General features: G+C 60.3%; 18 protein-coding genes. 12 read left to right on the top strand and 6 right to left on the bottom strand.

Annotated elements, in window-relative coordinates; translation table 11 throughout:
* Positions 1 to 26: 26 nt before the first annotated feature.
* Positions 27 to 1,151, bottom strand: a complete 1,125-nt coding sequence (locus JZX88_RS10865; RefSeq protein WP_206913567.1) for a glycosyltransferase family 4 protein — start codon at positions 1,149 to 1,151, stop codon at positions 27 to 29.
* A gap of 438 nt (positions 1,152 to 1,589) precedes the next feature.
* Between JZX88_RS10865 and JZX88_RS10860 the strand changes: the two genes are divergently transcribed.
* The 5 genes from JZX88_RS10860 (at position 1,590) to JZX88_RS10840 (ending at position 6,961) form a co-directional block, all read left to right on the top strand.
* The gene (locus tag JZX88_RS10860; protein WP_065117643.1) at positions 1,590 to 3,116 is read left to right on the top strand and encodes an ABC transporter substrate-binding protein; all 1,527 of its coding nucleotides are present in this window, start codon (positions 1,590 to 1,592) and stop codon (positions 3,114 to 3,116) included.
* A gap of 227 nt (positions 3,117 to 3,343) precedes the next feature.
* Complete coding sequence (locus JZX88_RS10855; protein ID WP_206913566.1) at positions 3,344 to 4,285, top strand: ABC transporter permease subunit; 942 nt, start codon at positions 3,344 to 3,346, stop codon at positions 4,283 to 4,285.
* A complete protein-coding gene (locus tag JZX88_RS10850; protein ID WP_065117645.1) occupies positions 4,285 to 5,160 on the top strand; it encodes an ABC transporter permease in 876 nt (291 codons plus the stop codon). The genes JZX88_RS10855 and JZX88_RS10850 overlap by 1 nt, the downstream gene beginning before the upstream one ends.
* 1 nt (position 5,161) lies before the next feature.
* A complete protein-coding gene (locus JZX88_RS10845; RefSeq protein ID WP_206913565.1) occupies positions 5,162 to 6,385 on the top strand; it encodes an amidohydrolase/deacetylase family metallohydrolase in 1,224 nt (407 codons plus the stop codon).
* An 81-nt stretch (positions 6,386 to 6,466) separates the two neighbouring features.
* On the top strand, positions 6,467 to 6,961 hold the full coding sequence (locus JZX88_RS10840; RefSeq protein ID WP_020011822.1) for a RidA family protein: 495 nt from the start codon (positions 6,467 to 6,469) through the stop codon (positions 6,959 to 6,961).
* Positions 6,962 to 6,967: 6 nt separating this feature from the next.
* Here JZX88_RS10840 and JZX88_RS10835 read toward each other — a convergent pair whose 3' ends face one another.
* The gene (locus tag JZX88_RS10835; RefSeq protein ID WP_065117648.1) at positions 6,968 to 7,804 is read right to left on the bottom strand and encodes an IclR family transcriptional regulator; all 837 of its coding nucleotides are present in this window, start codon (positions 7,802 to 7,804) and stop codon (positions 6,968 to 6,970) included.
* An 87-nt stretch (positions 7,805 to 7,891) separates the two neighbouring features.
* Between JZX88_RS10835 and JZX88_RS10830 the strand changes: the two genes are divergently transcribed.
* On the top strand, positions 7,892 to 9,088 hold the full coding sequence (locus JZX88_RS10830; RefSeq protein ID WP_206913564.1) for an aminotransferase class V-fold PLP-dependent enzyme: 1,197 nt from the start codon (positions 7,892 to 7,894) through the stop codon (positions 9,086 to 9,088).
* Positions 9,089 to 9,194: 106 nt separating this feature from the next.
* On the top strand, positions 9,195 to 11,030 hold the full coding sequence (locus tag JZX88_RS10825) for an ABC transporter ATP-binding protein (protein WP_206913563.1): 1,836 nt from the start codon (positions 9,195 to 9,197) through the stop codon (positions 11,028 to 11,030).
* Here JZX88_RS10825 and JZX88_RS10820 read toward each other — a convergent pair.
* Positions 11,027 to 11,656, bottom strand: coding sequence for a glutathione S-transferase family protein (locus JZX88_RS10820; protein ID WP_206913562.1), 630 nt, complete (start codon positions 11,654 to 11,656; stop codon positions 11,027 to 11,029). The two genes, JZX88_RS10825 and JZX88_RS10820, sit on opposite strands and share 4 nt — an antisense overlap.
* Position 11,657: 1 nt before the next feature.
* Positions 11,658 to 12,023, bottom strand: coding sequence for a helix-turn-helix transcriptional regulator (locus JZX88_RS10815; RefSeq protein ID WP_065117652.1), 366 nt, complete (start codon positions 12,021 to 12,023; stop codon positions 11,658 to 11,660).
* A gap of 211 nt (positions 12,024 to 12,234) precedes the next feature.
* Between JZX88_RS10815 and JZX88_RS10810 the strand changes: the two genes are divergently transcribed.
* From JZX88_RS10810 to JZX88_RS10795, 4 genes are read left to right on the top strand one after another with little or no spacing between them, the layout of a single operon-like run.
* Positions 12,235 to 13,101, top strand: coding sequence for an ABC transporter substrate-binding protein (locus JZX88_RS10810; RefSeq protein ID WP_206913561.1), 867 nt, complete (start codon positions 12,235 to 12,237; stop codon positions 13,099 to 13,101).
* Positions 13,098 to 14,225, top strand: a complete 1,128-nt coding sequence (locus tag JZX88_RS10805; RefSeq protein WP_206913560.1) for an LLM class flavin-dependent oxidoreductase — start codon at positions 13,098 to 13,100, stop codon at positions 14,223 to 14,225. Before JZX88_RS10810 ends, JZX88_RS10805 begins: the two co-directional genes overlap by 4 nt.
* Before the next feature lie 28 nt (positions 14,226 to 14,253).
* Positions 14,254 to 16,086 carry a TRAP transporter large permease subunit gene (locus tag JZX88_RS10800; protein WP_127755849.1) on the top strand — a complete coding sequence of 611 codons (1,833 nt, stop codon included), beginning with the start codon at positions 14,254 to 14,256 and terminating at the stop codon, positions 16,084 to 16,086.
* Between the two features lie 16 nt (positions 16,087 to 16,102).
* Positions 16,103 to 17,101, top strand: a complete 999-nt coding sequence (locus JZX88_RS10795; protein ID WP_206913559.1) for a TRAP transporter substrate-binding protein — start codon at positions 16,103 to 16,105, stop codon at positions 17,099 to 17,101.
* A gap of 69 nt (positions 17,102 to 17,170) precedes the next feature.
* Here the strand turns inward: JZX88_RS10795 and aztD are convergent, their stop codons facing one another.
* Entirely contained in the window at positions 17,171 to 18,421 is a 1,251-nt protein-coding gene (gene aztD, locus JZX88_RS10790; RefSeq protein ID WP_206913558.1) for a zinc metallochaperone AztD, read from the bottom strand.
* 275 nt (positions 18,422 to 18,696) lie between these two features.
* Positions 18,697 to 20,208 carry an aldehyde dehydrogenase (NADP(+)) gene (locus tag JZX88_RS10785; protein WP_065117658.1) on the bottom strand — a complete coding sequence of 504 codons (1,512 nt, stop codon included), beginning with the start codon at positions 20,206 to 20,208 and terminating at the stop codon, positions 18,697 to 18,699.
* 245 nt (positions 20,209 to 20,453) lie between these two features.
* Here JZX88_RS10785 and JZX88_RS10780 point away from each other — a divergent pair, with 245 nt between their 5' ends.
* Positions 20,454 to 20,825 (top strand): antibiotic resistance protein VanZ, encoded by a 372-nt coding sequence (locus JZX88_RS10780; protein ID WP_246753466.1) that lies wholly within the window; start codon positions 20,454 to 20,456, stop codon positions 20,823 to 20,825.
* Positions 20,826 to 20,831: the final 6 nt, after the last annotated feature.

Here is a 20,831-nt window from a genome sequence, read left to right as displayed (position 1 = left end):
GCAGGCGCATAGCGGGTCCTTGCGGCTCAGGCCCGTTCAGCGAGGGCAAAATTCACGGTATCGGCAAATTCCCGCAGGAAACGTTCGCGTGAGAAGCGGGCGGCGTTGTCGATACAGGCGTTCTTGTCGAAGCGCTCGGAATTGTCGACGAATTCCTGCACGGCGGCGCAGATCGCTTCAGCTGTCTGTTCGCCGAAATAAAGACCCGTCGGCTGATTGGAGGCACCGAGTGGAATGACTGTCTCGAGCACCCCGCCTTTGCCATAGGCTATGACCGGTGTTCCGAGCGCCTGCGATTCGACCGGCACGATGCCGAAATCATCCTCCGCCGCGAAAACGAAAGCCCGGGCTTCCGCCATGTATTTATGAAGTTCCTCATTGCCGACGAAGCCGAGAATTTCGACGTTGGGCGTGGCGATTTCGCGAATACGCTTCATGTCCGGCCCGTCACCGATGACGACCAGCCGTTTGTCCGGCATTTTCGCAAAGGCTTCGACGATCAGATGCACCTTCTTGTAGGGTACGAGCCGCGATGCTGTGACAAAATAATCGCCTTTCCAGTCGGAGGGGGAGAGGTGGGATGTGTCCACCGGCGGATAAATCACGGTGGAATCGCGCCCGTAACATTTGCGCACACGGTTGCGGATGAATTTGGAATTGACCGTCATGAGGTCGACGCCATTGGCGGTGCGAATGTCCCACATGCGGATGTAGTGGAGAATGGCGCGGGCGATCCACGAGGCGAAACCGCGCGTGAGCCTTGTTTCTTTCAGGTACTGGTGCTGCAGATCCCAGGCGTAACGGATGGGGCTGTGGATATAGGAGACGTGGAACTGGCCCGGCCCGGTTATGACGCCTTTGGCGACGGCGTAGCTTGAGGAGATCACCAGATCATAACCGCTGAGATCGAACTGCTCGACGGCGAGCGGCATGAGCGGCAGATAGGATCGATATTTTTTGCGGGCGAAGGGTAGTTTCTGGATGAAGGAGGTGTTGACGGCGCGGCCTCCGAGAAATCCCCGGTCGCGCTCGCTCATGAAATCCACCAGGCAATAAAGATCCGCCTGCGGATAAATCTCGAGAAGGTTGTGAAGCACCTTTTCAGCCCCACCCCTGTCGGTGAGCCAGTCATGGACGATTGCCGTCTTCATAATTTCCTCAATAATATCAACGTAATAAAAATTTATAATCCGCCCTGGACGAAAACTCGGCGGTGTAGAATGTCGTATGTGTCTCGAGGCCCTGAAAAAGCGGCGGCGGGAGACGGATGAAAAGAAAAATAATATCTGTGCTAGGCGATGTCTGTCGGAATCTGGTCTTTGTCTGATCTTCAATAGCAGTTTGTTCGCAAATGCGAAATATCCCGGCCTCCTGATTCTCCGTTTCCCTGACGGGAAGGGGCAGCCCTTATTTCCGAAAGCTTCATTTTTAACCCCGGCGAGCCTCGCCTGCCGGCACGTCGCTCCGCGATTTCCAACATCTCGCGATGAGGTGATTGACAAGGCGTCTTATCAAGATATTCTGTTATAAAGATGCATATAACATAATAATGGAACATCAAATTGGAACAAAGAGCTGGGAGCTTGACCATGAGACGTAAGATTGCATTTCTCGCCACCGCCGCGCTGTTGCTGGCGCCGGGTGTGATGATGGCCGCGGAGAAGGGGGGCGTCATCAATGTCGCGACGATCGGCGAGCCGCCGACACTCGACCCCATGGCCTCGACGGCCGATCTGGTCGGCATCGTCACGCAGCATATTTTCGAGACGCTCTACACCTTCGACAAGGGCTGGAAGGCGACGCCGCTTCTGGCCGAAAGCCTGCCCGAGATCAGCGCGGATGGCAAAACCTACACAATCAAGCTCAGGCAGGGCATCAAGTTTCATGACGGCAGCGACATGACCTCGGAAGATGTCGTCGCCTCGCTTGGCCGCTGGATGAAGATTGCCTCGCGCGGCAAACAGGCGGCTGGTTTCATCGACACTATTTCCGCCCCTGACGCTGCAACGGTGACGATCACCCTCAAGCAGCCTTATGCGCCGCTGACTTCTCTGCTCGCTTTCAACAATTCGGCGGCCATCATCCTGCCGGCGGAGAAGCAGGCCGAACCGATGGCCGAATTTGTCGGCACCGGCCCCTATATGCTGAAGGAACGCAAGGCGGACCAATATATCCAGCTCGTGCGTTTCGATGGTTACAAATCGCGCGATGGTGAAAGCGATGGCTATGGTGGCGCGCGCCACCAATATCTCGATGAAATCCGTTTCGTTCCGGTTCCGGATGCGAATACCCGTGTCGAAGCCGCCGTTTCCGGGCAATATGACTATGTCGATTCCATTCCGGTGGAATCCTTCGACAGGGTGAAGTCTTCCTCCGCCTCGCAGCCGCTGATGCTGAAGCCCTTCGGTTACCCGGTCTTCGTATTCAACACCAAGGAAGGTCTTTCTTCCAAGCTCGAGGTCCGCAAGGCGGTAACCGAAGCGTTGAACATGGAAGACATGCTGGCTGCCGCTTTCGGCAGCACGGATTTTTATGCGCTGGACGGCGCCTATTACCCCGACAATTTCTCCTGGCACACGGAAGAGGGTGTCGAGGGCAATTATAACGTCGGCAACCCCGAAGCCGCCGCTGAAAAGTTGAAGGCTGCCGGTTATAATGGCGAGCCGCTGCGCATCCTCACCAGCCGCCAATACGAGTTCCATTACAAGATGGCGCAGGTTGCCGCGGAATATCTGAAGTTGGCCGGTTTCAAGGTGGATATGCAGGTGGTGGACTGGGCGACGCTGACGCAGCGCCGCGCCGATCCGAAACTCTGGGATATCTATATCACCCACAGCCCCTTTCTGCCGGAACCGGCGCTGATCGGCGCGCTCTCCACCGGCTCGCCGGGCTGGTGGGACACGCCGGCACGCAAGGCGGCGGTTGACGCCTTCACCTCGGAGGCCGATCCGGACAAGCGCGTCGCGCTCTGGGCCAATGTGCAGAAGACGATGTATGCCGAGTTGCCGCTCATCAAGATCGGTGATTTCAACGCGGTGGCGGCGAAATCCAACAAGCTTGATGGTGTCGATCCGGCTCCGTGGCCCTACTTCTGGAACGCTTCGGTCACGAAGTAAGACCGGTACCGCACGCCGTCACCCCGGCCTTGAGCCGGGGTCCAGCGCGATCAAGTCCTTGATCGCGAGAGATTCTTTCACCACGCCGACGCGCGGTGGCTGGATGACGGATCATCCTTTGGCCTGACCCGAGGACCGGCATGACGGAAGCGAGCGGTCGGCTTCCAGATAACTCAATTCAATCGTCGCCTGGTCGCGGCCCATCACGCGCTTCGGAGCTTTCATACGTGATACGGTATATTTTCCAAAGACTTGCGGGAATGATCGTGGTGATGTTCCTCGTCGTCACCATCGTTTTCGTCATCCTGCGCGTCACCCCCGGAGACCCGGCCGCCGTGATGCTGGGGCCGGATGCCTCGGCGCAGGATATTGCGGAGCTGCGCAGCCGGCTCGGCCTCGATCAATCGCTTGGCGTGCAATATGTCTATTATATCGGCCAATTGCTGAGGGGCGATCTCGGCCAGTCGATCTTTCTCAACATGCCGGTTGGATCGGCCCTGCTGGACCGGGCGGAACCGACCTTCTTCCTGACGATCTTTTCGCTGCTGATCGCCAGCGTCATCGCGCTGCCCATCGGCATCTACGCCGCTTACCGGCGCGGTTCCTTCGTGGATCAGGCCGCTACGACGGTGGCGATGCTGGCGGCGAGCATACCGAGCTTCTGGCTCGGCCTCATCCTCATGCAGGTTTTCGCCGTGCGGTTCGATATGTTTCCGGTGTCGGGTTATGGCGGGCCGGGCGCGAGCTTCCTAGAGCGCATGTATCACCTGACCTTGCCGGCCATCGCGCTCGGCCTCGTTTCCTCCGCCCTCATTCTGCGCTTCACCCGCGCCTCGATGCTGGATGTTCTCGGCGACGATTATGTCCGCACCGCCAGAGCCAAGGGCGTCAAGGAGCGCCGGGTGGTGATGAAACATGCGCTGAAGAATGCGCTCATTCCCATCCTCACCGTGCTTGGCCTCACCGCCGCCGTGCTGATTTCCGGTGCAGTGGTAACGGAAACCGTCTTCGGCCTGCCGGGTGTCGGCAATCTTGTCGTCTCAGCCGTGCTGCGGCGGGATTATCCGGTCATTCAGGGCGCGCTTCTCATCATCGCCGGGCTTTACGTGCTCATCAATTTTGCAATCGACATGCTTTACCTGCTGGTCGATCCGAGGGTTCGTTACTGATGGCCGATATTGTTTCCACCACCCCGCCGGCGCGCAACCCGACCATCCTGTTCATTCGGCGTCTCCTGAAGCGCAAGACGGTCGCTGCCGGTCTTATCGTTCTCGTCGTCTTCGTGCTGCTTGCCGTTTTTGCGCCGATGATTGCGCCTTATTCGCCGTCGAAACTGTCGATTGTGAACCGCCTGAAGCCGCCCAGTGAAATTTACTGGTTCGGCACCGACGAGTTCGGCCGCGACGTGTTTTCCCGCACCATCTATGCCGGAAGGCTGTCGCTTCTGGTCGGGGCCGCCGTGGTGGCGCTTTCGGCGCTGATCGGCATCACGCTCGGCCTGCTTGCCGGTTTCTTCCAGAAGCTGGATACGCCGATTGCGCGCCTGATCGATGCGATGATGGCCTTTCCGGATATTCTGCTGGCGATTGCGCTGGTGGCAGCACTCGGCCCGTCGCTGACGACTGTCATCATCGCGCTTGCAGTCGTTTATTCGCCGCGCCTTGCCCGCATCGTCCGCGCCTCGACACTGGTGATCCGTGAGTTGCCCTATGTGGAGGCGGCGAAGGCGCTTGGCATTTCCACCTTCCACATCATGACGCGGCATGTGCTGCGCAATCTGGTCTCGCCCATCCTCGTGCAATGCACCTTCCTTTTCGCCAGCGCCATGCTGGCCGAGGCGGGCCTTTCCTTTCTGGGGCTCGGTGTCAGCCCCGAAATTCCCACCTGGGGAACTATGATCTCCGCCGGCCGCCAATATATCGGCCAGGCTGACTGGATGACCTATTTCCCCGGCTTTGCCATCATTCTTTCCGTGCTGTCGCTGCAAATGGTCGGTGATGGGCTGCGGGACATGCTAGACCCAAGACTGCGAAGGGATTTGTAATATGTCGTCCGGCGAACAGGCGAAAGCGCCTCTTCAAGCTCCCATTCTTCTCACCAATGTCAAACCCGTCGGTTTCGGAAAGGGGGCGACCCAGGCCTTGACCGATATTCTGATCGGCGGCGACGGCAAGATCGCCGCGGTAGGCTCTGCCCTGCAGGCGCCTGCGGATGCACAGCGTATCGATGCCAAGGGCGCTTTCATCTCGCCCGGCTGGGTGGACCTGCACGTGCACATCTGGCACGGCGGCACCGATATCTCCATCCGCCCCTCCGAATGCGGGGCGGAACGCGGCGTCACGACGCTGGTGGATGCCGGTTCGGCGGGCGAGGCGAATTTCCATGGTTTCCGCGAATATATCATCGAACCCTCGAGAGAGCGCATCAAGGCCTTCCTCAATCTCGGTTCCATCGGCCTTGTCGCCTGCAACCGGGTGCCGGAACTGCGCGACATCAAGGATATCGACCTAGATCGTATCCTCGAATGTTACGCCGAAAACAGCGAGCATATTGTCGGCCTGAAGGTGCGGGCGAGCCACGTCATCACCGGTTCCTGGGGTGTGACGCCGGTCAAGCTCGGCAAGAAGATCGCCAAGATCCTGAAAGTGCCGATGATGGTGCATGTGGGCGAACCGCCGGCCCTCTATGACGAGGTGCTGGAAATTCTCGGCCCCGGTGATGTCGTGACCCATTGCTTCAACGGCAAGTCGGGCTCCAGCATCATGGAAGACGAGGACCTGTTCAACCTTGCCGAACGCTGCGCCGGTGAAGGCATCCGGCTGGATATCGGCCATGGCGGCGCCTCCTTCTCCTTCAAGGTGGCGGAAGCGGCGATTGCACGCGGCCTGCTGCCCTTCTCGATCTCGACGGATTTGCATGGCCATTCGATGAATTTCCCGGTCTGGGATCTGGCGACGACCATGTCGAAGCTGCTGTCGGTCGATATGCCGTTCGAAAATGTCATCGAGGCCGTTACCCGCAATCCGGCCTCCGTCATCCGCCTTAATATGGAAAACCGTCTCGATGTTGGCCAGCGCGCCGACTTCACCATTTTTGATCTCGTGGATTCCGATCTGGAAGCGACCGATTCAAATGGCGATGTGGCGCGCCTGACGCGTCTGTTCGAGCCGCGTTACGCGGTCATCGGCACGGAAGCGATTGCCGCCAGCCGTTATATTCCAAGGGCGCGCAAGCTGGTGCGCCACAGCCATGGTTATTCCTGGCGCTGAACCCGAATGGAATGGCGGGGCATACCCTCCGCCTTCCGCAGACATTACGGGATACCCGTCCCGGCATTATGAGGAATTCGCGTGAAACAGTCTTCGCTTGATGCAGAAGGGCACCTTTCGCCCTATGACCGGCTCGCTGCGCTCGGCATCTCTCTGCCGCCGCCGCCGCCGCCAATTGCCAATTTCGTCACCCATGTGGTGGAAGGCAACATGCTTTATCTCTCGGGCCAGGGGCCACGGGAAGAAAACGGCCATCTCTATGCCGGCAAGGTGGGCGCGGAAATCGGGCTGGAAGAGGCCTATAACCATGCGCGTCTCACCGGCATCAATCTGCTTGCCGTCATGCATGAAGCGCTGGGTGATCTGTCGCGGGTGAAAAAAGTGGTCAAGCTGCTCGGGATGGTCAATGCCGTCAGCGATTTCCGCGATCACCCGAGTGTTATCAATGGCTGCTCCGATCTCTTCATCGATGTGTTCGGCGATGCGGGACAACATGCCCGCTCCGCCGTTGGTTTCGGCTCATTGCCGGGCAACATCACCGTTGAGATCGAAGCCATCGTCGCGCTGAAGGGGTGAGGCCGTTTAATGGTTGCGCCAGCCCATCAGCTTTTCGATCCGTTCTGCCGAGACCCTGACCTGTTCGGTGTAATGGTTTTCGTCCGCCAGCACCTTCTGTTCCGGCAGCACGATGGAAATCGTCGCAACGCATTCGCCCCTGTTGTCGCAGATCGGCGAGGCAATGCAGGCGACGGCGTAATCGGATTCGGCGACCTGTATCGACAGGCGGTCATGGAAAGCGGCGCCTGCCGATTGCGACAGGGTCTCCGGGTTGATTTCCGCGCGGCCGGTGGGCGAGGTGCGGGCGCAGCGCTTGAACAGTTCGACACGTTCCGCCTCCGGCAAATGACCGACGAGCAGGCGGCCGGATGCCGTCCAGTTCAGGGGAACACGGGTGCCGACGCGCGATGCGACCTGAAAATGGCTTGGACCATCGGCCATGGCAAGCACCAGCATGTGGTCGCCATCGCGGCCGCAAAGCTGCACGGTCTCGCCCGCATGGCGGCACAGATCGTGCATTTCGTGGGTGGCGACACCCATGAAATCCAGCGAGCGGGCATAAGCAAGGCCATAATGGTAAAGCCGCGCGCCGAGCCAGATATTGCCATCGGCATTGCGCGCCAGCATGTTCTTTTCGACGAGATCGTCAATGATCACATAGACGGTGGAAAGCGGCGCCTTGATGGCCTTGGCAATCGCGTAAGCGCCCGCTGGCGATCCGGTTTCGTAAAGGTAATCAATAACCTGAAGCGCACGGTCGATGCCGCTGACGCGCGAGCGCTTGGCCGTCTTCGCGTCCGGATTTTCCTCCGTGGGAGACACGGCAGTTGAAGGCATTTCGTCCAGTCTATGGGCGTCCAATTTGGGCTCCTCATGGTTTTGAGAAGCTATTACATTATTATGGCATATATGTCGATGCCTATCGCATCGCAAAGACAGGAGAAAGACATGACCGAGGATATCAGAAGCAGGATCGGCCTTCGCCCGGTCATCAACGTCTCGGGCACCATGACCTCGCTCGGCGCGTCGATTGTCGTTCCCGAGGCCGTTCAGGCCATGGCGGCCATCCTGCCGCAATTCGTCGAGATCAATGATCTGCAACGCAAGGCGAGCGCGATCATTGCAAGGCTGACGGGCGGCGAGGCCGGTTTCGTCACGGCGTCCTGCTCCTCCGGCATCAGCCTTGCGGTGGCGGGCGCCATTACCGGCAATAATCTGCTGGCCATCGAAAAGCTGCCCGATGTCGCGCCTGAGAAGAACGAAGTGCTGGTGCAGATGGGGCATGTGGTGAGCTATGGCGCCCCGGTGGATCAGGCAATCCGCCTCGGCGGCGGCAAGGTGGTGCTGATCGGGCAGGCGACATCGACCCATCGTTTCCACATGGAAAACGCCATCACCGAAAAGACGGCGGCGGCGGTCTATGTCGTCTCGCACCATGTGGTGAATTACGGTCTGCTGCACCTTTCCGAATTCGTCGAGATTGCCCACGCCAAGGGCGTGCCTGTTATCGTCGATGCGGCGTCAGAATATGATCTGAAGCTGTTTCTGGCGACAGGCGCGGATGTTGTCCTCTATTCCGGCCACAAGTTCCTCGGCGGTCCCACTTCCGGCATCGTCGCCGGCAAAAAGGAACTGGTGCGCAATGCTTTCCTCCAGAATATGGGCATCGGTCGTGGCATGAAGGTCGGCAAGGAAAGCATTTACGGCGTCATGGCGGCGCTGGAAGCCTGGGAAAAGCGTGACCATGACGGCATTCGCGAGCGCGAAACCGGCTATCTCAACCTCTGGAAAAAGACACTGGACGGACGCCCCGGCGTGACGGCGCTGATCGAGCCCGATCCAACCAACAATCCGCTCGACCGGCTGCGCGTCATCATCGATGCCGAAGAAGCCCATATCACGGCATGGGACCTGACGACGGCGCTGGCCAGAGGCAATCCGCCGATCATTGCCCGCGATCATGAGGTGGAACACCGCTATTTCTATCTCGACCCCTGCAACCTGCATCCCGGCCAGGAAGCCATCGTGGCTTCCCGTCTGGCGGAAGAGCTGGATAAGGCACGCGCCTCCAACGAGGTGATCGCCACGCCGTTCGAAGACCGCAGCCGCCACCGTTTCGACGGCATGCTGCGCTGGCCGGACTGAGTGGAACGAGCGGGTGCGGCAGTTTTCTTCTCCCCGCCGGGGAGAAGAAACTCGCGGTAACTGCCCGCCCAAGCATTGCAACCAGAATAAAGAAAAGGGAACGATCATGATCATGCCGCAGGCAGCACCGCTTAGTGCCGAAGATGCCGTGCTTTCCGTCCGCAATCTCACCACGTCCTTTCACGTGGATGGCGGCTGGAAACCCGTGGTGCGTGATATTTCCTTTGATGTCGGGCCGGGCGAGACGGTTGCGATCGTCGGCGAAAGCGGGTCGGGCAAAAGTGTGACATCGCTTTCCATCATGCGGCTGCTGGACCGCGAAAGCAGCAGGGTGCAGGGTGAAATCCTGCTCGGAGGTCGCAACCTGCTCTCGCTTTCCGAAGACGCCATGCGGCGGGTGCGGGGCAATGAAGTGGCGATGATCTTTCAGGAGCCGATGACCAGCCTCAATCCGCTCTTCACCATCGGCGACCAGATTTCCGAGGCTCTGCTGTGCCATCAGCCGATGTCGAAAGCCGATGCGCGGGCCGAGACGATCCGCCTGCTGGAAAAGGTTCGCATACCCTCCGCCGCCTCGCGTTTCGATGAATATCCACACCGCTTTTCCGGCGGCATGCGCCAGCGCGTGATGATCGCCATGGCGCTAGCGTCCCGGCCGAAGCTCCTGATCGCCGACGAGCCGACGACGGCGCTCGATGTGACCATTCAGGGCCAGATTCTCGATCTCATCAAGACGCTTCAGGAAGAGGAGGGCACCTCCGTTCTGTTCATCACCCATGACATGGGCGTGGTGGCTGAGATTGCCGACCGTACCGTCGTCATGTATCGCGGCGAACAGGTGGAAGTCGGCGCGACGGCGGATATCTTTCACCGCGGCAAACATCCCTATACGCGCGCGCTTTTGTCCGCCGTTCCGGTTCTTGGGTCGATGACGGGTGAGGAAAGACCGCTCCGGTTTCCCATCGTCAACACCACCACGGGGGAAACGCAGGAGCCGGCGCGTCCGGCCGATACCGTTGACGCCAGCGCCCAGCCGGTGCTGAAGGTGGAGGGGCTGACCAAGCGTTTCGACATCCACTCCGGCCTGCTGGGACGCCTCAGCGGCCGCGTCCACGCGGTGGAAAACGTGTCCTTCGATCTGAGGGCTGGGGAGACACTATCGCTGGTGGGCGAGAGCGGCTGCGGCAAGTCGACTACCGGTCGTGCCATCATGCGGCTGATCGAGCCGGATGCCGGTTCGGTGGTGGTCAATGGCGAGAATATTCTCGCGCTCGACAAGATGGGCATGCGCGAAATGCGCAAGACGGTTCAGATGATCTTTCAGGACCCTTTCGCCTCGCTCAACCCGCGCATGACGGTGGGTGCGGCGATTGCCGAACCGTTTCTGGAGCATCGCATGGGTAGCGCCCGCGAAGCGAAGGATGTGGTGGCCGACATGCTGGAAAAGGTCGGCCTCTCGCCCGATATGGCGGCGCGTTACCCGCACGAATTTTCCGGTGGCCAGCGCCAGCGCATCTGCATTGCCCGCGCGCTGGCGCTGCAGCCAAAGGTCATCGTCGCCGATGAAAGCGTCTCGGCGCTGGATGTCTCGATCAAGGCGCAGGTCATCAACCTGATGCTGGATCTGCAGCAAAGCCTCGATCTTGCCTTCCTGTTCATATCCCATGACATGGCGGTGGTGGAACGCGTCAGCCACCGGGTGGCGGTGATGTATCTCGGCGAGATCGTCGAAATCGGCCCGCGTGCTGCCGTCTTCGACAATCCGCAGCACGACTATACCCGCAAGCTGATGGCCGCCGTGCCGGTGCCGGACCCGGACCGCCGCAATACGAGGCGCGGTGCTGCCAATGACGAGCTGAAAAGCCCGATCCGCGCCGTTGATTATGCCGTCAAGCCGCGTGAATATCGCGAGGTTTCGCCCGGCCATCTCGTCGCCTGTTAAAGTCCCGGCACGTCCGACGTTGCGAAGGGTACACGATAACCGCGCTTAAAACTTTCCCGCTGTCCAAGCTGGCGATACCACCGCTGTACCGCCGGAAAATCATCGAGATTGATTTTGTGGCGCGCGAAGCGCGAGACCCATGGCCAGATGGCGATATCGGCGATGGAAAAATCTCCCGCCACATATTCCCGCCCCGTTAAACGGTCGTTCAGTGTTCGGTAGAGGCGCTCCACATCCGCGGCAAAACGCGTTTCGGCAAAGGGGGCCTCTCCGGCATGATAGGTCAGGAAATAATGGGCATAACCGAGTGTCGGGCCGAAATTGGCGGCCTGCCACATCAGCCATTCGGTGACTGTCAGTCGCTCAGCGGTAGAGGCGGGCAGAAGTCGGCCGGCCTTTTCGGCGAGATAGAGGAGGATCGCGTTTGATTCCGTCAGGACGGTGCCGTTGTCATTGTCGATGATTGCCGGAATTTTCGAGCCGGGATTGATGCGGATATAACCGGCCGCGAATTGCTCGCCTTTTTCGATGTCGATGGCGTGGCTGCGATAGGGTAGGCCGAGTTCTTCCAGCGCAACCGAGATTTTGAGGCCGTTCGGCGTGATCCAGGTGTAAAGGTCGATCATGTCAGTCGAACATCGCCTCATCCAGCGGCAAGGCGCGACGGCCTTTCTTGCCCGTCACATCGGAAAGGTCCTTGTAAAGACCACGCAGGGTCAGAACCAGCTGGATAATGCGCGGATCGGTGACACGATAGATCACCGCCTTGCCTTCCCGTGTGCCTTCAATGATACCGGCGTCGCGCAATTCGGCGAGCTGCTGCGAAAGCGTTGGCTGCTGGATACCAAGTTCATATTCCAGTGCGGAAACAGACGCTTCCGTTTCCATGAGGTAACAGACGATGGCCAGACGGTTGGCGTTGGCGACAAGCTTCAAAAGCTCGCTCGCTTCCACCACGCTGCGGCAGATGAGATTGGAAACCGGTTTCGTCACAACTACTGGTCCCTGTTTCAGACTATAAAAAAGTAAATTGTATAGCGATAAATTTCAATGGCTTGATGCAGGTCGTTTTTAGTCAGCTGCAGAATTTTTAAAATCTACAGGATTAGTAGATTTCTCTTTCGCTTTCCGGCTGAGGATCGCCAAAGCGTTCCTCGAAAACACTCTATAAAAAAGTAGATTGATTGCGAAATGAGGTGTCGACATGAAAATCGGGGTCCATCCCAACAATCTGCATTTGCGGCTCGCCCGGCTCTGGCCCGGCGCTTTCGAGCAATTTAATCCGGAATTCGTGACCTATCGCGAAGGACGCGATACGGCGGCTCTGCTGGAAAAGGGCGACATCCATTTCGGTGGCACCGGCTCGACGCCGCCCATTGAAGCGGATGCGCGCGGGCTTTCGGCGGTCTATATCGCCGCTTCCGCGCCGAGGCCCGCCAATGGCGCAATCCTCGTGCGGCGCGACAGTCCAATCAGTTCTGCTGCTGATCTCAAGGGAAAGCGCATTTCGCTGATCGATGGATCGTTTCACACCTATCTTCTGGCCCGCAGCCTGGAAGGGGCGGGGCTTGGTCTTTCGGATGTGACGCGGATTGAAAGCGGTGACGGCGACAGCCTGCTCGACCTCGTGGAAGGCCGTGTCGATGCCTGGGTAACGATGTCGCCACGGCTGGAAAAGGCCCTGACCCATGAGGAGATCAGCCTTCTGGTCCGTTGCGGTTCAACCATTCCCAACCGCTCGCTGTTCTGGACGCTGGCGCGTCACAATATAGCGCAGGAGACACGACAGGCGATTGCGGCCGAACTGGACCGCGTCGGCCGCGCCGTCATGGCGGATATCGACAGGGCTGCGGCGCTGCTCGCTGCCGAACCGGGCAGTGAGGGTGATGCGGCATCCTGGGCGAAGGTGCTGCGCTCACGCGATCTTTCCGTGGTGCCCGCCGCTGAAAATATCCTTGCCGAACAGCAGGAGGAGGCCGATACGCTTTACAGGCACGGCCATTTCTCTTTACCGGTTCAGACCGGGCAAAGCCCGGCCCCGCAATCAGCCAGCGTCGGAGGCGACAGATGAATGTTTTCTGGTACATGTGCGCGCCCGACGGCGCCTATCCCTGGCAGCCGGAAGGCTCCCGCAAGGTCGATCTCGGTTATTACAGACAGCTGGCGCTGGCTTACGATCAGCTGGGTTACACCGGCGCGCTGTTTGCCACCGGCGCGCATGATGTCTGGGTTCTGGCGGGCGCACTGCTGTCCCATACCGAGCGGCTGAAACTGCTGGTCGCCATCCATCCGGGCCTGATCGCGCCGACGCTGCTTGCCAAGATGGCGGCGACGCTTCAGGAGTTTTCGCGCGGCCGCCTGCTGATCAATGTCGTCTCTGGCGATGCGAAAATGCTCGGCGCTTACGGCATGACCATGGCGCATGACGAGCGTTACGATATGGCGGATGAATATCTGCAGATCTGGCACCGGCTTTTCGCCGGCGAGGCGGTGGATTTCAAGGGGCGGCATTTCCAGACCGAGGGCGCGAAGCTCGCGCTGCCGGTGGGGCAGGGCATCGAGCCGCCGCCCCTGTGGTTCGGCGGTTCTTCGGACAAGGCCATCGATGTTGCCGCCAAACATGTCGAGACCTATCTCTCCTGGGGTGAAACGCCCGATCAGATCGGCGCGAAGGTCGATCTCGTCAAGGCGCGGGCAGAACAGCTTGGCCGCGAACTGGAATATGGCATTCGGCTTTATGTCATCGTGCGTGATACCGATGAAGAGGCCTGGGCCGCCGCCGCCGACCTTTACGGGCGAATGGATGAGCGCGCGATTGCCGCCAACCAGCGTTTTGTCGGCAAGACCGATTCCGTCGGCCAGCAGCGCATGACGGCGATGCATGGCGGGCAGAAACCGGAAAACCTGCGCGATCTGGAAATAGCCCCCAATCTCTGGGCCGGCATCGGGCTTGTCCGTCCGGGCCCGGGAACCGCGATTGTCGGTTCGCCGGATACTGTCATCCGCACGCTGGAGGCCTATAAGAAGGCGGGCGTGAACACCTTTATCCTCTCGGGCATGCCATTGCTGGAGGAAGCCTTCCGCTTCGGCGAAAAGGTCCTGCCACGCCTCGATGTATCGCGGGAAGTGTCAGCGGCAAAACAATTCAACTGGTCGACCCTGTTCGACCGCGACCTCTCGGCCAAGGCCTCCTGAGCATGGTGCGGGAGTGGAGAAGAACAACATGACGGCAAGTCCGGCAACAACAATCGCGCAACGGCGCTTCGGTCCACAACGCGTGGCCGAACGGGCGCTTGCCGTTCTGGACAAGGCGCTGGGCGCGGTTGCCGCCGCCATCCTCGCGACGCTTCTTGTGGTGGTGCTGGTCAATGTCGCCCTGCGATATCTGTTCCATACCGGTTTCATCGGCGCGGAAGATCTGGGCATCTGGCTCAATGTGGCGATGATCGCGGTCGGCGCGCCGCTCAGCCTCAAGAGCGCTCTGGCCATGCGGCTGGATGTATTCGTGCGCTTCCTGCCGGAACGCTTTCATGCCGCAACCGAAGTTCTGGCCGATGCGTTTTCCTTCGTCGCAGCCCTCATCCTCGCCTTCGGTGGGGTGGAGATTGCGGCCATGCTGGGTGGTACATCGCCAACGCTTGGTCTGCCGGAATGGGTGCGCTTCGGTTTTCTCGGTGCAGGCGGCGCGCTGATCTTTGTATATCTGGCGCTTCAACGGGTCGGTGAGGGCAAGGCGCTTGCCGTTCTGCTCTCCGTCGCCATCGCGGTCGTTTCTTATGTCGGCCTGCCGGAACTGTTTATCGATACGAGCCTGCCGCCGAGCCTGTTTCTGGCGCTGACGGCGGCCGTGGGGCTGGTTCTGGCCGCACCGCTTGCCCATGCCTTCCTCGCCGCCGCCTATGTGGCGATCGCCTTCGGCAGCACCTTGCCGGAGCCAGCCATCGTGTCTTCGACGGTGACGGGCATGTCGAAATTCCTGCTGCTGGCCATTCCCTTCTTCCTGCTGGCCGGCAGCCTGCTGACGGAATCAGGCGTCGCCAACCAACTGGTTCGTTTTGCCGCCTCCATGGTCGGCCACCGGCGGGCAGGGCTGGCGCAGACGACGCTTCTGACCAGCGTGCTGTTTTCCGGCGCATCCGGCTCCTCGGTCGCCAATGCCGCCTTCGGCGCTTCCACCTTCCAGCCGGAACTGGTGAAGCACGGCTATCCGCCGGCGCAGGCGGGCGCGATCATTGCCGCTACCTCGGTGCTGGACAATGTCATTCCGCCTTCCATCGCCTTTCTCATCCTTGCAACGGCCACCAACCTGTCGGTCGGCTCGTTGCTGGTTGGCGGCTTCTTCGCGGGTGGGCTTATGGCAATCTGCCTTGCGGTGGCGATCCATCTCAGCGTGCGCAGCGTCGATACCCTGCCGCGGGCGACAGGCAGCGAACGCTGGCGTTCGGCCGTGGCCGCCATACCCGCCTTCGGGCTTGGCGTCATCGTGGTGGTCGGCATCCGCATCGGTGTTGTCACCACCACGGAAGCTGCGGCCCTTGCCGCTCTCTATACGCTGTTTCTCGGTTTCGGTTATCGGCTGGGCGCGGGCCGCATTTTCGCGACCTTCCGCCAGTCGGCGGGTGAGGCGGCAGCCATCGGTCTTCTGATCGGCACGGCGGGGCCTTTCGCCTTCCTGCTGGCGGTGGACAATGTCTCCGGCCTCGTCACCGATTTTGTGACGCTTCTGGGCGGCAGCAAGATTGCGGTGCTCCTGCTCTCCAACCTCATCCTGCTCGTGGTCGGTCTGGTGCTGGATATTGGTGCTGCCATCCTGCTGTTCGGGCCGATCCTGCTGCCCGCAGCCGTGGCAGCCGGCATTGATCCCATCCATTTCGGCGTCATTCTCGTGGTCAATCTGATGATCCACGGCCTGACGCCGCCGCTCGGCATGCTGATCTTCGTGGTCAGCGGCGTCACCCGCATTCCGGCGACAGCACTTTTCCGGGCCGTCGTTCCCTATCTCGTCTCGCTTCTCGTTTCCCTCGCCATTTTGTGCGCCTGGGCCATTTTCTTCTAAATTTGGGGTTTCAATCATGACTATTATCGATCGCCGCAATCTCCTCAAACTCTCCGCCATCGGCGCCGCAACGCTCGCCGCGCCTGCCTTCGCGCGCACGGCAAATGCCAGAACCCGCAGCCTCACGGTTGCCTCGCTGTTTGCCGATGACAAGCCGGAGACGAAAATCTGGGTGAAGATCAGCGAGCTGGTGGAGGCGAAGCTGCCCGGCCGTTTCCGTTTCAACATCGTCAAGAGCGGTGCGCTGGGCGGTGAAAAGGAAGTGGCGGAAAATATCCGGCTGGGCTCGGTTCAGGCGAGCCTTTCGACAGTCTCCTCGCTCTCCGGCTGGGTGCCGGAACTGCAGATCCTCGATCTGCCTTTCCTGTTCCGCGATGCCGACCATGTGCGCAAGGTGGTGACGGGCGAGACTGGCACTGATCTGAAGACGAAGCTCGCCGCCCAGCAATTCATCGCCGCCGATTTCATCAATTACGGCGCACGCCATCTTCTGACCAAGGAGCCGGTAACCCGGCCGGAGCAGCTGGAAGGCAAGAAGATCCGCGTCATCCAGAGCCCGCTGCACACCAAGCTGTGGAGCGCCTTCGGCACCACCCCGGTCGGTATTCCGATCACCGAGACCTATAATGCGCTGGCAACCGGCGTGGCTGATGCCATGGATCTTACCAAGTCCGCCTATGCCGGCTTCAAGCTTTACGAGGTCGTGCCCTATCTGACGGAAACCGGTCACATCTGGGCTTCAGGCGTCGTCTATTACGGTGCGACCTTCTGGAACCAGCTGGATGACGAAGAGAAGAAGGTTCTCCTGGAAGCATCGAGCGAAGGCGCGCAATATTTCAACCAGCTGATCGTGGAGGACGAGGTAAAGTCCGTCGAGCTTGCGCTTTCGAAGGGCGGCAAGGTGCTGCAGCCGGAAGCGCTGGACGAATGGCGCAAGGGCGCGCAGGGCGTCTGGCAGGATTTCTCCGGCATTGTTGGCGGCATCGAGAAGATACAGGCTGTGCAGTCGGCCTGATAATACGGCCCATCAAAATCAGGAAACCCCGTGTGTCCTTCGGGCGCACGGGGTTTCTTCTGTTCGATATCAGTGCGAAGCGCCGGAGCCGCCAACGGCAACGATGGAGTAGGGCTGGCCTTCCACCGCAAGCGTGCGGGTTTCCTTCAGGCTTTCCGCATCCACCACGCGCACCAGCGAATGGCGCGGATCGGAAATTGCCACCTGCCCGTCGGCAACGGCGAGACGCGGACGCGGATCGCGCCAATGGCCATCCTTGCTGTAGGGTTCGGTCACCTTCGCCTTGCGGGTGATGGCGCCTTCCAGCACGTCAAGCACGTGCAGGTCACCATCTTCCGTCAGGATATAGGCATTGCGCGGATTGGCGGGGTCGAGGATGAAATCGACGCGCCGGGTCGGCAACTCCACCAGACGGAAGGCGTCCTTGCTGTCAGGATCGATCAGGACGACCTTGTCTTCACCGTAGTTTCCAAGGAAAAACTGCATGGATTTGCCGCCGACCAGCGTGCCGGTATAGGCTTTCGGGAAATCTTCCGGATAGGCCAGCATTTCGAGCTTCGGGCCATCCGTGCCGCCCGGCCGGGCAACGAGAATGCCTTCCTTGCAGCCAAAAGCCGCAAGCCGTGCGGATGTCGCCTCGCCATGCAGATCGGTGCATGTCGCCTGTTCACCAACCTGCTTGCCTTCCCTGTCAAGAACGCGCAACCCGATGCGGGGCGGCAGCGTGTCGGGTTTGGTTTCGATCTGCGTGTTGGGTACGGATACCAGAACGTAACGGCCCATCGTCACTGCCACGCCGTGATGCGGGGCGGTCGTATCGACAGTGCGGACCTTTGCCTTGCCGTCCAGCAGGGCGGCCTCGTCGATGATTTCAGCCTTGCCACCACGGTCGTAGAACAGGATGGCATGATCATCATGCGGCACGACGTGGAACGGGCGTTTGCCTTCGAAGGTAACGGGCAGCAGCGCCGCATCTTCCACATCCAGATCGCGATGTTCACCGTGGTCGGAAAAGACGATGCCGGTCTTGATCACATGCACGATATCCGAATCCGACTGTGTAGCGAAAACAGTCTTGCCTGATGCGCTGGCGGTCAGCGCCGCATAGCCCTTCAGGTCGTAGCGTCCGAGTTCCTTGCCGGTTTCGAAATTGATCGCGCGCACCACCGGCTGGGTGTGATCGGCGATGAAGAGACGCCATTCCTTGACGGTGTCGCCGCTTTCTTCCGCCTGCGCCACGCCAGAGGCGAGCGGCAGGGTGAGGGCAAGGCACGTGGCAAGCGCGCTCATGCCAAGGTGCTGTTGAAGGGAAAATCTCATGGTGTTCCTTCCAGACGTTATCATCCCCGTGCGGATAAGAACCGGTATCGGTTCTAAGGATGACTGTAATGTTATTACGTTACGAGATTACGTATTAGCATTACGTGCGGGGGCGATGTCAACCGATGCCGACGTCTTGGTACGGAAAAATCTGGATGGGGACCGTGAGGCGGGGGAGGGAGGCGGGCGACGCTTCAGCGTCAGGCCGTATTTCCGAAGGGCGGTAAAGCCGAATAAAAAGGGCAGGCGCATCGCTGCGCCTGCCTCAATCAGTTTTAGCGGATATCGTCAGGCAGAACATCCGAAGGGATGTTCTGATAGGAAACCGGGCGCATGAAGCGGCGGATCGACATGGTGCCAACAGAGGTTGCGCCGAAGTTCGTCGATGCCGGGTAAGGGCCGCCATGAACCATGGCTTCGGAGACTTCCACGCCGGTCGGGAAACCGTTGGCGAGAACGCGGCCGGCCTTGCGCTCCAGGATCGGCAGCAGCTTGCGGCCAAGCTCGGCGTCGCCGGCATCCAGATGCAGCGTTGCGGTCAGCTGGCCTTCGAAGCTCTTTGCCACTTCCAGCATTTCTTCCGGGCTATCGACCGTCACGATGAGGCCGAGCGGTCCGAAGACTTCTTCGGCAAGAGCGTGGTTGGCAACCCAGTCCTTGCCGGAGACCCGGTACAGATAAGGCGTTGCATTGCGCAGGTTGCAGGTGGTGGTCAGCACGTCGCGCACGCCGTTGCCGGCGGCGATACGGTCGCGGCCGTCGCGATAGGCAGCGGCGATGCCGTCGGTCAGCATGACCTGCGGGCCGACTTCGGAAAGCGCGGCACGTGCGGTTTCAGCAACCGCATCCGCCTGCTCGGAGAGAATGACGGCGATGCCGGGATTGGTGCAGAACTGGCCCGCACCCATGGTGAGCGAACCGGCCCAGCCCTTGGCGATGGCCTCACCGCGAGCGGAAACGGCCTCCGGCAGCAGGAACATCGGGTTCACGGAGCCGAGTTCGCCGAAGAAGGGGATCGGCTCAGGGCGCTGGGCGCAGAGATCGAACAGCGCGCGGCCGCCGGCAAGCGAACCGGTGAAACCGACCGCCTTGATGCGCGGATGCTGCACGAGCGCGGAACCGACATCGCGGCGGCCGCCCTGGATCAGCGAGAAGACGCCGGGATGCAGATTGTGCTTCTTGACGGCGGCGAGAACGGCTTCGGCAACGATTTCGCCGGTGCCGGGATGGGCGGAATGGCCCTTGACGACGACGGGGCAGCCGGCGGCCAGAGCAGCAGCGGTATCACCACCGGCCGTGGAAAAGGCGAGTGGGAAGTTCGACGCGCCGAAGACGGCGACGGGGCCGATCGGGCGCTGCATCAGGCGGATATCCGGGCGCGGCAGCGGCTGGCGATCCGGCAGCGCTTCGTCGTGCCGGCGGTCGAGATAGTCACCCTTGCGGATATGCGAGGCGAAAAGGCGGAGCTGGCCAACGGTGCGGCCACGTTCGCCCTGCAGGCGTCCTGCGGGCAGGCCGGTCTCGGACGAGCCGATTTCGGTGATGGCGTCGGCGCGCGCTTCGATCTCATCGGCGATGGTGTCGAGGAATGCGGCGCGCTCTTCGCGGGTGGTGTAGCCGTAGCTCCAGAAGGCTTCTTCAGCAGCTTCGGCAGCCTTGTTCACCAGATCGACCGTGCCGACCGAAAAATCGAAAGCCTCGCCATGTGCAGGCTCGCTGCGGAATTTTGCTTCCGTTGCGACCCATTCTCCTGCAACCAGATGTTTGCCGTGCGGCTTGAAACTCATTGTGCTCTTCCCTGAAAATCTGATCCTGCGTGGAAAATCCACCCGACACCGCGACATGGACCGAAAGGCGACAGCACAAACGCCATCAGCCGCGATCCTCGCCCGGTTGCCTTCTGCCTTAGCCCGTGCGGGGCCTGAGCGAAAGGCGGTTTCTCAACTATTTGACCAAAAAGTGTGATTAATCGGGCGAGACGTGAAAAACACCCGCTTCCGTTTACGCGCACGGCGTTTTATATGACGTCATGATGACAAATAGACTTCCGAAATACATCGCCTGGTCGGTTTTTCTGCTGATCGTGATCGTTACAATCTGCCCGATCGGCTTTCGGCCTCACACGCTGACGACGGTGGGGATAGACCGTGCCGCCGCCTTCGCTTTCTGCTCGGCGGCCTTCGTGTTTGCCTATCCGCGCCACTGGCTCGCCGTCATCGTTGCGGGCGTCACTGCGGCTTTTGGTATCGAGGCGCTGCAGTTTCTGTCGCCCACACGGCATCCGCATCTGATGGACGCCGCGGTGAAAGCCGCCGGCGCCATAGCCGGTGGGCTTTTTACCATTACCTGTCTGCTATTCAGGGGGCGACTGACCGCCGGCAGACGGGAAGCCCGCGGTCAATAGTCTCGC

Origin of the sequence: Agrobacterium sp. OT33 (assembly GCF_017313365.1) — a bacterium.
In the GTDB taxonomy this organism is placed as follows: Bacteria; Pseudomonadota; Alphaproteobacteria; order Rhizobiales; family Rhizobiaceae; genus Agrobacterium; species Agrobacterium rhizogenes_A.
Note: the sequence above shows the minus strand (reverse complement) of the source record. Positions and strands in the feature narration are given on the sequence as shown.

Coding starts and splice junctions, on each gene's coding strand:
- JZX88_RS10845 (WP_206913565.1), top strand. CDS start 5,162: ATGTCGTCCGGCGAACAGGCGAAAGCGCCTCTTCAAGCTCCCATTCTT.
- JZX88_RS10785 (WP_065117658.1), bottom strand. CDS start 20,208: ATGAGTTTCAAGCCGCACGGCAAACATCTGGTTGCAGGAGAATGGGTC.
- JZX88_RS10850 (WP_065117645.1), top strand. CDS start 4,285: ATGGCCGATATTGTTTCCACCACCCCGCCGGCGCGCAACCCGACCATC.
- JZX88_RS10830 (WP_206913564.1), top strand. CDS start 7,892: ATGACCGAGGATATCAGAAGCAGGATCGGCCTTCGCCCGGTCATCAAC.
- JZX88_RS10865 (WP_206913567.1), bottom strand. CDS start 1,151: ATGAAGACGGCAATCGTCCATGACTGGCTCACCGACAGGGGTGGGGCT.
- JZX88_RS10810 (WP_206913561.1), top strand. CDS start 12,235: ATGAAAATCGGGGTCCATCCCAACAATCTGCATTTGCGGCTCGCCCGG.
- JZX88_RS10805 (WP_206913560.1), top strand. CDS start 13,098: ATGAATGTTTTCTGGTACATGTGCGCGCCCGACGGCGCCTATCCCTGG.
- JZX88_RS10800 (WP_127755849.1), top strand. CDS start 14,254: ATGACGGCAAGTCCGGCAACAACAATCGCGCAACGGCGCTTCGGTCCA.
- aztD (WP_206913558.1), bottom strand. CDS start 18,421: ATGAGATTTTCCCTTCAACAGCACCTTGGCATGAGCGCGCTTGCCACG.
- JZX88_RS10820 (WP_206913562.1), bottom strand. CDS start 11,656: ATGATCGACCTTTACACCTGGATCACGCCGAACGGCCTCAAAATCTCG.
- JZX88_RS10860 (WP_065117643.1), top strand. CDS start 1,590: ATGAGACGTAAGATTGCATTTCTCGCCACCGCCGCGCTGTTGCTGGCG.
- JZX88_RS10825 (WP_206913563.1), top strand. CDS start 9,195: ATGATCATGCCGCAGGCAGCACCGCTTAGTGCCGAAGATGCCGTGCTT.
- JZX88_RS10795 (WP_206913559.1), top strand. CDS start 16,103: ATGACTATTATCGATCGCCGCAATCTCCTCAAACTCTCCGCCATCGGC.
- JZX88_RS10780 (WP_246753466.1), top strand. CDS start 20,454: ATGACAAATAGACTTCCGAAATACATCGCCTGGTCGGTTTTTCTGCTG.